Raw genomic sequence first — 14,983 nt, forward strand, 5'->3', positions numbered from 1 at the left:
ATCCGCATCCATTCATAAAGGAAATACAACATGAGCATCCTGATTACCGGTGCCTCCGGCACCATCGGCTCCCTGATCCTGCAACGCCTGGCGTCGGCCAACGTCGAACTCAAGGCCTTGGTTCGCACGCCCGGCAAGGCCGTGCTACCCGACGGCGTGACCGAGGTCGTGGGCGACATGAGCAGCCCCAAATCCATGCGCGCGGCGCTGTCGTCGGTGCGCACCCTGTTCCTGCTCAACGCGGTGACGCCAGATGAAGTGACGCAAGCGCTGATGACGCTGAATCTGGCCAAGGAGGCGGGAATCGAACGCATCGTCTACCTCTCGGTAATCCACGCCGATCTCTACACAAATGTTCCGCACTTCACGGGCAAGCACACGGTTGAGCGGATGATCGAGAGCCTGGAGCTGCCGGCGACCATCCTGCGGCCAGCCTATTTCATGCAGAACGACGAGCGTATCAAGTCTGTGATCGAAGGCTATGGCATCTATCCGATGCCGATCGGCGAGGCCGGAGTGGAAATGATCGACGTGCGCGACATCGCTGACATCGCGGCGGCCGAGCTGTTGGCGCGCCATCACACGACGCATGCGCTGCCGCGCCGCACGCTCGAACTGGTGGGACCCGAGATCCTGACCGGGCCGGTTGCCGCCGGCGTGTGGGGCGAGGAGCTCCACCGCGAGATTCACTACGGTGGAGATGGACTTGACGGTTTCGAGCAGCAATTGGCGGCCTATGGCCCCGATTGGATGGCCTATGACATGCGCCTGATGATGGGACGCATCCAGACCATCGGCATGCATGCCGCACCAGGCGTAGTGGAGGTGCTGGAGAAGATGCTGGGACGTCCGCTGCGAAATTATCGTGATGCGGTCCGTGATCTGCTGAAGCAGGATTAAGCGCCAAAGCTGAGGGAGCTCATCTTGGTGGGCTCTCTTATGGAGATGAACCCAAATTCCCCCCTAAGCCTTCGGCTATGAACTGCAGCTTGAATTGGGAATAACCCTATTACTGGCCGTCTGGAGGTTGCCACAGTTCTACCTTATTGCCCTCAGGGTCCATGACCCAGCCAAACTTGCCGAACTCTGATTCCTCAGTTTTCTCCAAAACATCACATCCTTCAGCACGGAGTGTGATCATGAGCCCATGAAGATCGGGCACCCGGTAATTGACCATGAACGACGCGGTGCTTGGAGCGAAGTTCTTACCATCCCCGACGAACCAAGCGGTTTTCCCCGCAACTGGATGGCCTGAACTGTCCACCCAGCGAAATGCCGTGCCGCCCCATGCCTGAACGTCAATGCCAAGGTGCGTTTTGTACCAAGCCCGCAACATCGCAGGATCCTTTGCCTTAAGAAAGATACCGCCGATGCCTGTAACTCTGGTGATGGCTTTTTGTCCCATGTGGCTGTCCAAAGCGTTGCTTGAGTCAGGTGTAATGGTTTGGGCGCGAGCTAGTGTCGCCAAGATGGAAAACAAAATTGCACCCGCAAATCGTGTGTAAATCATGTGAACTCCCTTCATAACGCGGTAAGGCGTAGGGCGTAATAGCGAAGCGCATTACGCCGTATGTTTGGTCGACATCATGCAGTTTCTCTTACTGCTATTCGCCCCAATTCATCTGACATCGCTTGCCTTAGTGAGGCATCACATGCGGCGTAATGCGCTTCGCTATTACGCCCTTGTATTATGATTTTGGAGTTTAGATCTTTCAATTTGTAATTCGACCGCTCGAATTACGAAGACAGTTCTTGGTAGGCATATCAAGATCGAGCGATCTGGATGCCGTTTGCGCCCTTTGGTTTTAAGCCAGTGACGTAGATTTTTGCAGCAGTCGCTCACCCTCGTTTAAAAATCGCACAGTATCTTTGGCCCGGCCTGCCGGCAGCCCGTATTGACAAGGTAGATTATCAGAGGACGTTGTATGCACATTTTTATTTTGGGTATTGACGTAGCAAAAGCCAAGCTCGATTGTGCTTTGCGCTTACCAAATGGAAAAATCCGCAGCAAGAGCATAGAAAACAATCACCAAGGTTTTAAGGTATTGATGCAATGGCTGGCAAAGCACGAAGCAATCAATATTCACGTTTGCATGGAAGCCACTGGTGTCTACTGGGAAGGGGTGGCAGAGTACCTGGCAGCACAAAGCATGATGGTCAGCGTTCTCAATCCCAGTCAAATCAAGGCATTTGGCGTCTCTCGCATGGTGCGCACTAAAACCGACAAGGTGGACGCCCAGCTGATTGCAGAGTTCTGTTTCGAACGCAAGCCCGAGCCTTGGCAAGCACCATCCCCTGCGGAGCAAGCTTTGCGGGCTATGGTATTGCGTTTAGAAGCGCTTCAAAACATGCGTACGCAGGAGATTAATCGCCTGGAAGTCGCCCGCGAGGCCGTCATAGCAGGCATTGAAAGCCACATCGCTTGGCTGGATCAAGAAATCAAAGCTTTGGGCAAATTGATTCGAGATCACATTGATAACGATCCTGATTTACACAGCAAGCGAGACTTACTCGACAGCGTTCCTGGGTTGGGAGAGCGTAGCATTGCCGTGCTCTTGTCTTTTTATGCCAATACCGACCGCTTCGGCAATGCCAGAAAAGCGGTGGCGTTTGCTGGGTTAGATCCTCGTCACCACGAATCTGCTAGCAGCGTGAAGGCAAAGCCACGCATGTCCAAGGTGGGGCATACATTTCTGCGCAAGGCGCTCTATATGCCTGCTATGGTCACTCTCTACAGAACCGCCTGGGGGAAAACATTCCGCGCACGCCTTGCAGCATCAGGAAAACCACCTATGTTGATTATCGGCGCCATGATGCGCAAACTCATTCATGTCGCCTTCGGAGTGCTCAAATCACAAAAATCTTTCGATTCTTCCTTGCATATCACTTGACGCGAATAACAGTATCTACAACGTGCGCCTTGCCGCGCTATAAATATTGATTCAGGGAATAGTTCGGAGAACCATAGTGACAGCATATCTTTCTATTTCTATCCTTCTGGCGGGCATCCTGTCGGTGCATCCTGCCATGGCCGCCGGCATGGCGCCGGCAGCAAAGGAAACACAAGTCTTGCAAAGAATCCGCGTGCAGGGAACCGATCGCGAAATGGGCATCGGGATTGCCGAGTTTCCTCCGAACGCTGAAAAACCCCGCCACAAGGCGATCGGGCCTGAGGTCGTGTATGTGCTTGAAGGGGAAATAACAGTTCTGGTAGATGGCGCGCCTGCAAAAGTTGTCCATGCGGGCGAGAGTTACCAGCTTGCCGCAAAAGATGTTCATGTAACTAAAGCAGGGCCGGCAGGAGCAAAAACCATTGCGTCGTGGGTGACCGTGCCAGGCAGGCAATTTAACGTATTTGTGCCGAAATGATCAGGCGGCCGTGGCCGCTGGTAGCCGATTGCAGGCGCTCGCAGGCAACTCGCAGCTTTAAAACAATTCCTTCTGCCTCCCCACCAGCGCCGCAAAATTATCGTCCAGAAACGGCAATATCGCATCCGCCAGCGGCTGCAGCTGCCGGCTCAGGTAGTGGTCGTAGTCAATCGCCGAGCGCTGCGTTTCCAGCGGCTCGGGGCCGGCCGTGGTCATGACGTAGCTGATCCAGCCGCCGTTCTGGTACTGCAGCGGCCGGCCTTGCTCGCGGTTGAATTCATCGGCGACGCGCGCGGCGCGTACATGCGGCGGCACGTTGCGCTGGTACGCATCGAGAGGCCGCCTCAGGCGCTTGCGGTAGACCAGCAACTCATCGAATTCGCCGTTAAGCGTGCGGCTGACATAGTCGCGCACATAGGACTGGTAGGGTTCGCGCTTGAATATGTGCTGGTAAAGCTGCTGCTGGAATTGCTTGGCCAGCGGCGTCCAGTCGGAGCGTACCGACTCCAGTCCCTTGTACACCATCTCTTCCGTGCCGTCTGCGTTCACGATCAATCCGGCGTAGCGCTTCTTGCTGCCCAGTTCGGCGCCGCGGATGGTCGGCATCAGGAAGCGATGGTAATGGGTGTCGAACTCCAGTTCCAGCGCGCATTCGATATCCAGCGTTTGCCGCAGGTGCCGCCGCCACCATGCGTTGACGTCCTGCGCCAGTGCATTGCCGATCCGAGCCGCTTGTTCCTCCGTATGCGGCTGCTTGAGCCAGACAAACGTGGAGTCGGTGTCGCCGTAGATGACCTGGTAGCCTTTGGCCTCGATCAGTTCGCGTGTCTTGTGCATGATTTCATGGCCGCGCATGGTGATCGACGACGCCAGGCGCGGATCGAAGAAGCGGCAGCCGGTCGATCCCAGCACGCCGTAGAAGGCGTTCATGATGATCTTCAAGGCTTGCGACAGCGGCTGGTTGTGCTGGCGTTTTGCCGTTTCGCGCCCTTGCCAGATCTGGCTGACGATGGCCGGCAAGCTGTGTTTGGTGCGGGAGAAGCGAGCGCCGCGGAAGCCTGGCACGGAATCGCTGTCGGCGGGATGCTGCATGCCTTCGACCAGTCCGACCGGGTCGATCAGGAAGGTGCGGATGATCGAGGGGTAAAGGCTCTTGTAGTCCAGGACCACGACCGAATCGTACAGGCCGGATTGCGAATCCATCACGAAGCCGCCGGGACTGGGTTCGCCCGAGACATCGCCGAGGTTCGGCGCGACGTAGCCCTGGCGGTGCATATGGGGCAGGTACAGGTGGCCGAAGGCCGCTACCGATCCGCCGCTGCGGTCTGCCGGCAAGCCGGTGACGGCGGCGCGCTCCAGCAGGAAAGTCAGCAGCTCGGTCTTGGCGAAGATGCGCGTCACCAGCTCGCAGTCTTTCAGGTTGTAGGTCGCCAGCGCCGGCTTGTCCTCGGCGAAGCGGCGGTCGATTTCCGCCATGCGCTGGTAGGGATTGGTGATCGATTTGCCTTCGCCCAGCAGGGTTTGGGCGACATGCTCCAGGCTGAAGGAGGGAAAATTCCAGGTCGCCGATTTCAGCGCTTCGATACCGTCGATGATCAGGCGGCCTGCGGCGGACGCGAAATGATGGTTCGGCTTGAAGCCGTGTTCGCGCCACTCCATCTGGCTGCCGCCGCGGCCGATGCGCAGCGGCACGCTGTATTCCTGGGCATGCTTGTGCAGGACGCGCAAATCGAACTGCACCAGGTTCCAGCCGATGATGGCGTCGGGATCGTGCCGCTCCAGCCACTGGTTCAGCTTCTCCAGGAGGAGCGGGCGACTGGCGCAATACTCCAGGTCGAAGTCGATCTCGCTAGCGTCTCCGTTGGGCGACCCCAGCATGTACACCTGGCGCTGGCCGCAGCCTTCGAGAGCGATCGAATATAAATCGCCATGCGCCGTTGTTTCGATATCGAGCGATACCAGCTTCAGCTGCGGCCGATACCCGGCTGCCGGTTTCATGGTGCTGTCGAGCATGGGGCCGCTGCCGTTCGGCTCGCCGGCGAACCAGACCGGGGCCGTGATGAAGCGCTCCATCAGATAACGTTCGGGCGGGCGGATATCGGCTTCGTAGACGTCGACGCCATGCTCCTTCAGCAGCTTGTCCAGCTTGATCAGCTGGCGGTGCTGCTGGACATACAGGCCCAGCACCGGGCGCGAGTGGAAATCTTTCAAGAGCAGCGGGCGCAGCTCGAACCGGCGTTCGTTGCGCAATACGCTTTCAGCCTGTTGCTGCTGCGCGGCCGGGATGAACGCCACCGACTGCTGGGGAGACAGGCGGACATGCTGCGGGCCGCTGTCGGTCGCCAGCCAGAACTCGACTTCTGTGCCATCGGGAGTGTCGCGCCAGTGCCTGGTCAGGATGAAACCTTGTTGTGCCACGCTACTGCCTTATATAGAACTGCTCTCATTTGCGCATCGACGCGATGCTGGGGACCAGGTCTTGCAATGATACATTTCATGAATGCACTTTGCTGCCGACGCCAGCCCGGAAGAATGCAATTATTCCGAAACTCTGGCCGTTGCCGCGTTGTCGGAGCAGGAGGGCTTGCAAGGCAAAGCGATAGCCGGAAAATCGCCAGGGATTGGCGCCATAGTTATTCGCAATCCGGGCGATAGTTTTAAATTCAATTTAGATTGCTTGCAATTTAATTTTAAGCGATATATTATTCAAGCCATGGACACCAGCAAACAAACGACTGCAAACCTTGCCCCGGAATCATTCGGGCCGGACAGCCTGCTGCTGGACAATCAGCTATGCTTTGCGCTGTATTCCGCATCGCTGACCATGACCAAGATATACAAGCCGCTGCTGCAGAAAATGGGCCTGACCTATCCGCAATACCTGGTGCTGCTGACCTTGTGGGAGCGCGACGAGCTGACTGTGTCGGCCTTGGGCGAGCGCCTGTTCCTGGATTCCGGCACCCTGACACCTTTGCTCAAGCGCCTGGAAAGCAGCGGTTTTTTGCGCCGCCAGCGCTCGTCTCACGATGAACGCCAGGTGATCGTCAGCCTGACCGCGGCGGGCAAGAACCTGCGCCAGCAGGCGTTGGCGATACCGCCGCAGGTGAGCTGCAGCGCAGAATGTTCGCTGGACGAGCTGCAAGCGCTGACCCAGGAGTTGCGGCGCTTGCGTGCTGCGATGGCCGGCAATATCGCTTAAGAAGGATAGGGAGTGCGCTTTTGCATGGAATATAAGTTGTGAGCAATATGATTGTGTAATTAAGAATTTCCTTATACCTCGTTTCATTCTTGCGTCATCTTATTGTTGTACCTTTGATCCGGATCGTCAGTACGGCCGACTGCACTGATCCAAAGGATTTTCCAACCGGCCAATAAAGGAAACCATCATGTCAGTCGAAAAAGTTCTGTACCGCGCTCAAGCCACCGCAACCGGAGGCCGTGACGGCCGCGCTGTGTCATCCGATAACGTGCTGGACGTCAAGTTGACCACGCCGAAAGAATTGGGCGGCGCCGGCGGTGTCGGCACCAATCCTGAACAATTGTTTGCAGCCGGTTATTCCGCCTGCTTCATCGGCGCCATGAAATTCGTCGCCTCGCAAGAAAAAATCTCCTTGCCTGCAGACGTGTCGATCACCGGCCTGGTAGGCATCGGCCAGATCCCAGGCGGCTTCGGCATCGAAGTCGAACTGCGCATTTCCCTGCCAGGCATGGACGCCGGCGCTGCGGAAGACCTGGTCAACAAGGCGCACAAAGTCTGCCCTTATTCCAATGCAACCCGCGGCAACATCGACGTTACCCTGACTTTGGTGTAATCAACCGGGCGGACCGCATCCGCCCAGCCTGGCTTGCCAGGCTTTTTTTTCGTCAGCCAAGCTTGAAAACGGCAGCGGTCTGCGCCAGCTGCGCTGCCTGGTCCTGCAGGCTTTGGGCGGCTGCCGCGGCCTGTTCGACCAGCGCGGCGTTCTGCTGGGTGATGTCGTCTATGTGGCCCATGGCGCGGTTGATCTCTTCGATGCCGCTGCTTTGCTCCCCGGTTGCCGCCGTAATCTCATGCATGATGTCCGCCACCCGCTTGACCGCGGCGACGATGCCCTGCATGGTCTGGCCGGCCGCATCCACCAGCTTGCCGCCGGCATCTACCTGTTCCACCGAGTCGCTGATCAAGCCTTTGATTTCCTTGGCGGCGGCAGCCGAACGCTGCGCCAGGCTGCGCACTTCCGCCGCCACCACCGCAAAGCCGCGTCCCTGTTCGCCGGCCCGCGCAGCTTCCACCGCGGCGTTCAGCGCCAGGATGTTGGTCTGGAAAGCGATGCCGTCGATCACGCCGATGATGTCGTGGATCTTGCGCGAGCTGTCCTTGATCGCATTCATCGTATCCACCACCTGGCCGACCGCCTGGCCGCCGGCGACCGCCTGTCCTGATGCGCCGATCACCAGTTGGTTGGCATGCTGGGCGCTGTCGGCGTTTTGTTTTACTGCCGCCGTCAGCTGTTCCAGCGAACTGCTGGTCTGTTCCAGCGAGGCCGCTTGCGATTCGGTGCGCGCCGACAGGTTGGCGTTGCCCTCCGCGATTTCCTGCGAGGCGCGCGCCATCTCGCCGGTGCCTTGCCGCACATTGCCGATGACTCCGGCCAGTCCCTGGCTGATGCCATTGATGGCGCGTTCCAGCTGGCCGATTTCGTCGCCCCGGTCGCTTTCCAGGGTAGCGCTCAGGTCGCCCGCCGCCAGCTGCTGCGCCGCCTGCTTGACTCTTTCCAGCGGCTGGCTGATGGTGTTGCGGATCAGCCAATACAGCGCCGCCACCATGACCAGCACCGCCGCCAGGCCGAACAGGGCGTTGCGGTTGCGCAGCGTGGTGATTTCCTGCGTCAGCTCGGCGGCGTCCTCGTTGCCGACAATCTGCCAGTTCCAGTTCTTGTACAGCGCGAAGGCGGCGATTTTTTCCGGTCCCTTGGCAGCGCCTTCCTGCAAGGCATAACGCATGCTGCCTTCCTTGTGCTCCAGGATTTCCTTGATGAAGTCGCGGCCGTCGGCGTCCTTGAGGGCCAGCACATTCTTGCCTTCGTCGGCCGGCGCCACCAGCAGCTTGCCCAGGTCCTTGCCCTGGGCCGCATTGAGCACATAGAAATAACCGGACTCGCCCAGCTTGACCGAGCGGATGCGAGTCTTCAGCGTCTCGATGTCGCTGCTGATGTCGACCCCGACAAACAGCGCGCCGACGATGGCGCCGGCCTCGTCCTTGACCGGGTTATAGGCGGTCATGTATTCCTTGCCGAACAGGGTGGCGCGGCCGACATACGGCAAGCCGCCCTGCAGGCGCGCATAGCCGGGATGGCCGTGGTCAAGCACGGTGCCTATCGCGCGCTCGCCGTTTTCTTTCTTGAGCGAGGTCGAGATGCGGATGAAGTCCTCGCCGTTCTTGATGAAGATCGTCGCGACTGCCCGGCTGGCCGAAGTGAAGCGGTCGGCGATGGAAAAATTCATGTTGATCACGTCATTGCCGTTTTTCAGCAGCGGCGTCGGCTTGCCGGCGACATCGACGGTCTTGCTGCCGTCGATAGAAAATTTTCCCGGGAAATAGCTGGCCAGCAGCAGCGCGAAACGGTCGGCTTCGCTTTTATGGCTGGCGTCGAATGTATCGAGCATCTGGATCATGGTGCCGGTCCTGCCGGAAATGTCGCGTACTCCGCGCTGCTCCAGCAATTGCGAAGTGGCGCTGGCGCTGGCCCAGCCGTAGACCAGGAAGATCAGGGCGGCCAGCAAAAAGGTAAACAAGCTGAGCTTGATGCCTACGTTGAGGCTGTTGAAGAATTTATTGTTCATTGACTATCCTTTTCTTGTTGGATGGGCCGGGCTGGCGAGTGGCGTCCTGCCGAATTCCTGGCAATCAAAGTCAATAACGACAACTTTCGCGAAAGTTGAAGGGCGCGCAAGCGCGGCCGGCTGCCTGGGGCCTCAAGAAACGATGCGGCTTGCCGTTAACAGGATCAGGAAAGCGGCTAGCCGGCATCCGCCATTCCTGAGTTAAAGGCTCGTTTGCAACTGAAACCCCATTCGAAAAGAAGATCATGACCTGGTTCTATAACTTGAAAATCGCAACCAAACTGCTGCTGTCGTTTGCGTTGATATTGATGCTGACACTGGTGCTGGGCGTGGCCTCGATCACGCAACTGGGGCAGGTCAACGCCACCACCAACGAAATCAACACCAACTGGCTGCCGAGCGTGCGGCTGCTGCTGACCATGAAGAGCAACCTGGCGCTGCTGCGCAATGTCGAAATGCAGCACGTCATGTCGAATGACGCGGCGGACATGGACAAGAGCGCCCAGTTCATCAGCGAGATCCGGGGCGGCCTGCAAAAGAGCATGAGCGAATATGCGCCCTTGGTGTCGGAACAGGAACGCGCTGTATACGACCAGCTCAAGGATAAAATCCCGCAGTACCTGGAGATGGACAAGAAAATCGTCGACATCTCGCGCGCCTTCAGGAAAGACGATGCGGCAAAGGAAATACGCGGCGATTCCCTGGCAGCCATCGTCGAGCTGGACAAGCAGGTTGAACACCTGGTGAAAATCAATAGCGACGGCAGCGCCGCCTCGGCGAAAGAGGGCGAAGCCATCTACAACAAGGCCCGGGTCTGGATGATAGGGCTGATGATCGCGATGCTGCTGCTGGGTTTCGCCCTGGCACTGTGGATTGCACGGGTAGTGGCCCAGCCCCTGGGGTTTGCGGTAGACGTGGCGCGCCGTGTTGCCGGCGGCGATTTGACGGCGGACATAGAAGTCAGGTCCAGGGACGAAACCGGGCAACTGATGCAAGCGCTGAAAGACATGAACCAGAGCCTGCAGAAAATTGTCGGCGAGGTGCGCAGCGGCACCGATACCATCGCTACCGCCTCCAGCCAGATTGCGGCCGGCAACCAGAACCTGTCGCAGCGTACGGAAGAGCAAGCCAGCTCGCTGGAAGAAACCGCGGCGTCGATGGAACAGCTGACCTCGACCGTCAAGCAGAATGCCGATAACGCCAGCCAGGCCAACCAGCTGGCGGTGTCCGCCTCGGAAGTGGCGCTGCATGGCGGCACGGTGGTGACCCAGGTGGTGAGTACCATGGGCGCGATCAATACCTCGTCGAAAAAGATTGTCGACATCATCGGCGTGATCGACGGCATCGCGTTCCAGACCAACATCCTGGCGCTGAACGCCGCGGTGGAAGCGGCCCGGGCCGGCGAACAGGGGCGCGGTTTTGCGGTAGTGGCGGCGGAAGTGCGCAGCCTGGCGCAGCGTTCGGCTGCCGCGGCCAAGGAAATCAAGGGACTGATCGACGACTCGGTTGAAAAAGTCGGGCTCGGCTCGCGGCTGGTCGACCAGGCCGGCACCACCATGGAAGAAATCGTGGCCAGCGTGCGCCGTGTGACCGACATCATGGGCGAAATCACTGCCGCCAGCCAGGAGCAGACCGCCGGCATCGAGCAGATCAACCAGGCCATCAGCCAGATGGACCAGGTGACTCAGCAGAACGCTGCTTTGGTGGAAGAAGCAGCGGCGGCGGCGGCCAGCCTGCAGGACCAGGCCGGCGTGCTGGCGGATGTGGTCGGCGCTTTCAAGCTGGAGCGCGCGCATGGCGCGGCGCAGGCAAACCGGATGATCGATATCACCCCGCATGCGCAGATGCTGCGCGGCGCCGCTGCCTAGCTTAGCGCGGCGCGGCGCCGCCATGCTCGGAGCAAGCGGCGTTTTAGGCTCTTGTTCGCGGCATCGGCGTGCGGCCGCCGTGTTTATATTGCAATACGGGCAGTTGCCGCAGCAGGCGGCGCTGCCAACCATGTTAAGGCGCACCGAATGACTATCAAACCGAGCACCAGGGCGGCGACGGCTTCAGCTCGGGATTTTTTGCTGACCGACGGCGATTTTTCCAGGGTCCGCGCGCTGATCCACCAGCGCGCCGGCATCGCGCTGGGCGAACAAAAGCGCGAGATGGTCTACAGCCGCCTGTCGCGCCGCCTGCGCGAACTCGGCATGAACGACTTTACTTCGTACCTGGCCTTGCTGGAAGGCGAAAAGGACAGCGCCGAGTGGCAAGCCTTCACCAATGCCTTGACCACCAACCTGACGGCGTTTTTCCGCGAGGCGCATCATTTTCCGCTGCTGGCGGAGCACGCAAAAAAATGCGCGGCGCCGGTGACTGTCTGGTGTTCGGCCGCGTCCACCGGCGAAGAGCCGTATTCGATCGCGATGACCCTGATCGAAGCGCTGGGCAGCCGCGCCGCCACGGCCAGCGTCATCGCTACCGACATCGACACCCAGGTGCTGGAAAAGGCCGCGGCCGGCGTCTACACCATGGAGCAGGTCAGCAAGCTGCCGCTGGAACGCCTCAAGCGCTTCTTCCTGAAGGGCAGCGGCGCCCGTGCCGGGCAGGTGCGGATACGGCCGGAAGTGGCGGCCATGGTCAAGTTCGGCCAGCTCAACCTGCTGGATACGCAATGGGGCTTGAAAGAACCGTTCGACGTCATCTTTTGCCGCAACGTGATGATCTATTTCGACAAGCCGACACAGAACAGGATCCTGCAGCGTTTCGCGCCCTTGATGAAACCGCAAGGCTTGCTGTTTGCCGGGCATTCGGAGAATTTTTCCTACGCCAGCCAGCCGTTCCGGCTGCGCGGCCAGACCGTCTATGAACTCGATTCCCGGCAAGCCAAGGGCGGCGCATGATTTCAGCGGCGGAAGAGTCGGTGGCGACCCATCATTATTTTGACCGCGAGTTCGACAGCGCGGCGGTCAAGCTGCTGCCCAACGAATACTACGTCACGCCCGACGACATGGTGCTCAGCACCGTGCTCGGTTCTTGCGTGGCGGCCTGCGTGCGCGACAGCACGGCAGGAGTCGGCGGCATGAATCACTTCATGCTGCCCGATGACGGCAACTCCGGCAACAGCGCGTCTGCCTCCATGCGCTACGGCGCTTACGCCATGGAGATGCTGCTCAACGAACTGCTCAAGGCGGGCGCGCGCCGCGAACGGCTGGAGGCCAAGGTGTTTGGCGGCGGCGCGGTGCTGGCGAACATGACGATGCTCAACATCGGCGACCGCAATGCCGATTTTGTATTGCGTTACCTGCAGATGGAACAGGTACGGGTGGCGGCGCAAGACTTGCGCGGCAACCTGCCGCGCCGGATCAGCTATTTCCCGAGGAGCGGCAAGGTCATGGTGCGCAGGCTGCACCGCATCAACGAAGCCGAACAGGTCCAGCGCGACGAACAGAAACTGGTGCAGACACTGGCGCAGCAGCCGGTGCGCAGCAAGGTGGAATTATTCAATACGGCAGTCGGCAAGAAAGCCGTAAAACAAGGTGGAGGCAGCGCGTGAGCGATAAAAAAATCAAAGTATTGTGTGTGGACGATTCGGCGCTGATACGCAGCTTGATGACCGAAATCATCAATAGCCAGCCGGACATGACCGTGGTGGCGACGGCGCCCGATCCGCTGGTGGCGCGCGACCTGATCAAGCAGCTCAATCCCGACGTATTGACGCTGGATGTCGAAATGCCGCGCATGGATGGACTGGATTTCCTGGAAAAGCTGATGCGCCTGCGGCCGATGCCGGTGCTGATGGTGTCTTCGCTGACGGAGCGCGGTTCCGAAATCACGCTGCGCGCGCTGGAGCTGGGGGCGGTCGATTTTGTCACCAAGCCGCGCCTCGGCATACGCGAAGGCTTGCTGGAATATACCGACCTGATCGCCGACAAGATCCGCGCCGCCGCCCGCGCCCGCCTGCAATCGGCGCGCCGGCCCGCGGCCGATGCGGCGGCAGCGGGACAGGCGCCGCTGCTGCGCAGTCCTTTGCTGAGTACTGAAAAACTGATCATCATCGGTGCTTCCACCGGCGGCACCGAAGCGATTCGGGAAGTATTGCAGCCGCTGCCGCCGGATTGCCCGGGCATCATGATCGCGCAACACATGCCGCCCGGCTTTACCCGGTCGTTCGCGCAGCGCCTGGACGGCTTGTGCCGCATCACCGTCAAGGAAGCGGAGCACGGCGAGCGGGTATTGCCGGGCCATGCTTATATCGCGCCCGGCGGCTTCCATCTGTCGCTGGCGCGCAGCGGCGCCAACTATGTCGCCCACCTGGACCAGGAAGATCCGGTCAACCGCCATCGGCCTTCGATCGACGTGCTGTTCGATTCGGTCGCCCAGCATGCCGGCAAGAACGCCATCGGCGTGATCCTGACCGGCATGGGACGGGACGGCGCGGCCGGTTTGCTGCGCTTGCGCCAGGCTGGCGCTTACACCCTGGCGCAAGACGAAGCCAGCTGCGTGGTGTTCGGCATGCCGCGCGAAGCGATCGCCATGGGGGCGGCCAACGAGGTAGCCGGCATAGCGGAAATGAGCGCACGCCTGATGGCGCGCCTGATGTCGTACGGCGAACGCTCGAACCGGGTGTAAAAAACGGTGTGAACAATATCCGCCCTGTGTTTTTTTACATTTGTGACGTTATACAGGCATGGCGTCAGGAATGCGGGCATGCGTGCCAGGTCCTATTTTTAGTGTGGAGTAATCATGGTTGATAAAAGTATCAAAATTCTGGTGGTGGACGATTTTCCTACCATGCGGCGGATTGTAAGGAACCTGTTGAAAGAACTCGATTTCGTCAATGTCGACGAAGCCGAGGACGGTGCGGCAGGACTGGCCAAGCTCAAGGACGGCAATTTCGGGTTTGTCGTGTCCGACTGGAACATGCCGAACATGGATGGCTTGACCATGCTGCAATCGATACGCGCCGATCCGGCCCTGTCCAGGCTGCCGGTGCTGATGGTGACGGCCGAAGCCAAGAAGGAAAACATCATCGCCGCCGCCCAGGCCGGCGCCAACGGCTATGTGGTCAAGCCTTTTACCGCGGCCACGCTGGAGGAAAAGATCACCAAGATATTCGAGAAAATTGCGAAAGAGAGTGCTTGATATGAGCCTGCACGCCTTACAGATGCCGGCCGCCGGCGACTCCGCCGAGCAGCTGGTCAACCGCATCGGCCACCTGACGCGCCTGCTGCGCGAAAGCATGCGCGAACTCGGCCTGGACCAGGAAATCGCCAAGGCGGCGCAGGCGATCCCGGATGCCCGCGATCGCCTGAACTACGTGGCGGCGATGACAGAGCGCGCCGCCGAACGGGCCTTGAACGCGATCGACGTCGCCCAGCCGATCCAGGAAAAACTCAGCAAGCAAGCCAAGACGCTCAGCCAGCGCTGGGATGAATGGTTTGTCAGCCCGGTCGAGCTGGACGATGCCCGGGTGCTGGTGCTGGATACCCGCAATTACCTGAAAGACGTGCCGCAGCAGGCTTCGGCCATCAATGCGCAGCTGATGGAAATCATGATGGCGCAGGACTTCCAGGACCTGACCGGCCAGGTCATCAAGAAAATGATGGAAGTCGTGCAGGAAATGGAAAAACAGCTGCTGCAGGTGCTGATCGACAACACGCCGCTGGAAAAACGCAGCGAAGGCAACGGCCTGTTGAACGGTCCGCAAATGAACGCGGATGAAAATCCCGATGCGGTATCCGACCAGGAGCAGGTCGACGACCTGCTGTCGAGCCTGGGCTTCTGACCCGGACCATGGCGAATCCGC

14 protein-coding genes are annotated in these 14,983 nt (G+C 59.4%); 11 read left to right on the forward strand and 3 right to left on the reverse strand.

What is annotated here, in order from left to right; all coding sequences use genetic code 11:
* Positions 1–30: 30 nt before the first annotated feature.
* The gene (locus V8G57_RS21070; RefSeq protein ID WP_342831055.1) at positions 31–900 is read left to right on the forward strand and encodes an SDR family oxidoreductase; all 870 of its coding nucleotides are present in this window, start codon (positions 31–33) and stop codon (positions 898–900) included.
* A gap of 109 nt (positions 901–1,009) precedes the next feature.
* Here the strand turns inward: V8G57_RS21070 and V8G57_RS21075 are convergent, their stop codons facing one another.
* On the reverse strand, positions 1,010–1,510 hold the full coding sequence (locus V8G57_RS21075; RefSeq protein ID WP_342831057.1) for a VOC family protein: 501 nt from the start codon (positions 1,508–1,510) through the stop codon (positions 1,010–1,012).
* 415 nt (positions 1,511–1,925) lie between these two features.
* Here V8G57_RS21075 and V8G57_RS21080 point away from each other — a divergent pair, with 415 nt between their 5' ends.
* Positions 1,926–2,891, forward strand: a complete 966-nt coding sequence (locus V8G57_RS21080; protein ID WP_342831058.1) for an IS110 family RNA-guided transposase — start codon at positions 1,926–1,928, stop codon at positions 2,889–2,891.
* A gap of 76 nt (positions 2,892–2,967) precedes the next feature.
* Entirely contained in the window at positions 2,968–3,369 is a 402-nt protein-coding gene (locus V8G57_RS21085) for a cupin domain-containing protein (RefSeq protein ID WP_342831059.1), read from the forward strand.
* 57 nt (positions 3,370–3,426) lie between these two features.
* Here V8G57_RS21085 and V8G57_RS21090 read toward each other — a convergent pair whose 3' ends face one another.
* Positions 3,427–5,787: a DNA polymerase II gene (locus tag V8G57_RS21090; protein ID WP_342831060.1), complete on the reverse strand. Its 2,361-nt coding sequence runs from the start codon at positions 5,785–5,787 to the stop codon at positions 3,427–3,429.
* A gap of 295 nt (positions 5,788–6,082) precedes the next feature.
* On the opposite strand from V8G57_RS21090, the gene V8G57_RS21095 reads away from it, so the two are divergent.
* Both V8G57_RS21095 and V8G57_RS21100 read left to right on the forward strand, forming a co-directional pair.
* Positions 6,083–6,568 (forward strand): MarR family winged helix-turn-helix transcriptional regulator, encoded by a 486-nt coding sequence (locus V8G57_RS21095; RefSeq protein WP_092399026.1) that lies wholly within the window; start codon positions 6,083–6,085, stop codon positions 6,566–6,568.
* A 187-nt stretch (positions 6,569–6,755) separates the two neighbouring features.
* Positions 6,756–7,181 carry an organic hydroperoxide resistance protein gene (locus V8G57_RS21100; RefSeq protein WP_092398918.1) on the forward strand — a complete coding sequence of 142 codons (426 nt, stop codon included), beginning with the start codon at positions 6,756–6,758 and terminating at the stop codon, positions 7,179–7,181.
* 52 nt (positions 7,182–7,233) lie between these two features.
* Here the strand turns inward: V8G57_RS21100 and V8G57_RS21105 are convergent, their stop codons facing one another.
* Entirely contained in the window at positions 7,234–9,192 is a 1,959-nt protein-coding gene (locus tag V8G57_RS21105) for a methyl-accepting chemotaxis protein (protein WP_342831061.1), read from the reverse strand.
* Positions 9,193–9,437: 245 nt separating this feature from the next.
* On the opposite strand from V8G57_RS21105, the gene V8G57_RS21110 reads away from it, so the two are divergent.
* From V8G57_RS21110 to cheZ, 6 genes are all read left to right on the forward strand, one after another.
* On the forward strand, positions 9,438–11,060 hold the full coding sequence (locus V8G57_RS21110) for a methyl-accepting chemotaxis protein (RefSeq protein ID WP_342831062.1): 1,623 nt from the start codon (positions 9,438–9,440) through the stop codon (positions 11,058–11,060).
* Between the two features lie 147 nt (positions 11,061–11,207).
* Positions 11,208–12,077 carry a CheR family methyltransferase gene (locus V8G57_RS21115; RefSeq protein WP_092398912.1) on the forward strand — a complete coding sequence of 290 codons (870 nt, stop codon included), beginning with the start codon at positions 11,208–11,210 and terminating at the stop codon, positions 12,075–12,077.
* Positions 12,074–12,730, forward strand: coding sequence for a chemoreceptor glutamine deamidase CheD (cheD, locus tag V8G57_RS21120; RefSeq protein ID WP_092398910.1), 657 nt, complete (start codon positions 12,074–12,076; stop codon positions 12,728–12,730). The genes V8G57_RS21115 and cheD overlap by 4 nt, the downstream gene beginning before the upstream one ends.
* Positions 12,727–13,806 (forward strand): protein-glutamate methylesterase/protein-glutamine glutaminase, encoded by a 1,080-nt coding sequence (locus tag V8G57_RS21125; protein WP_092398908.1) that lies wholly within the window; start codon positions 12,727–12,729, stop codon positions 13,804–13,806. Before cheD ends, V8G57_RS21125 begins: the two co-directional genes overlap by 4 nt.
* 114 nt (positions 13,807–13,920) lie before the next feature.
* Positions 13,921–14,319 (forward strand): chemotaxis response regulator CheY, encoded by a 399-nt coding sequence (gene cheY / locus V8G57_RS21130; RefSeq protein WP_092398906.1) that lies wholly within the window; start codon positions 13,921–13,923, stop codon positions 14,317–14,319.
* Between the two features lies 1 nt (position 14,320).
* Positions 14,321–14,962, forward strand: a complete 642-nt coding sequence (gene cheZ / locus V8G57_RS21135; RefSeq protein ID WP_092398904.1) for a protein phosphatase CheZ — start codon at positions 14,321–14,323, stop codon at positions 14,960–14,962.
* Positions 14,963–14,983 lie beyond the last annotated feature (21 nt).

This window comes from Collimonas rhizosphaerae (assembly GCF_038896935.1).
Lineage (GTDB): Bacteria > Pseudomonadota > Gammaproteobacteria > Burkholderiales > Burkholderiaceae_D > Collimonas > Collimonas rhizosphaerae.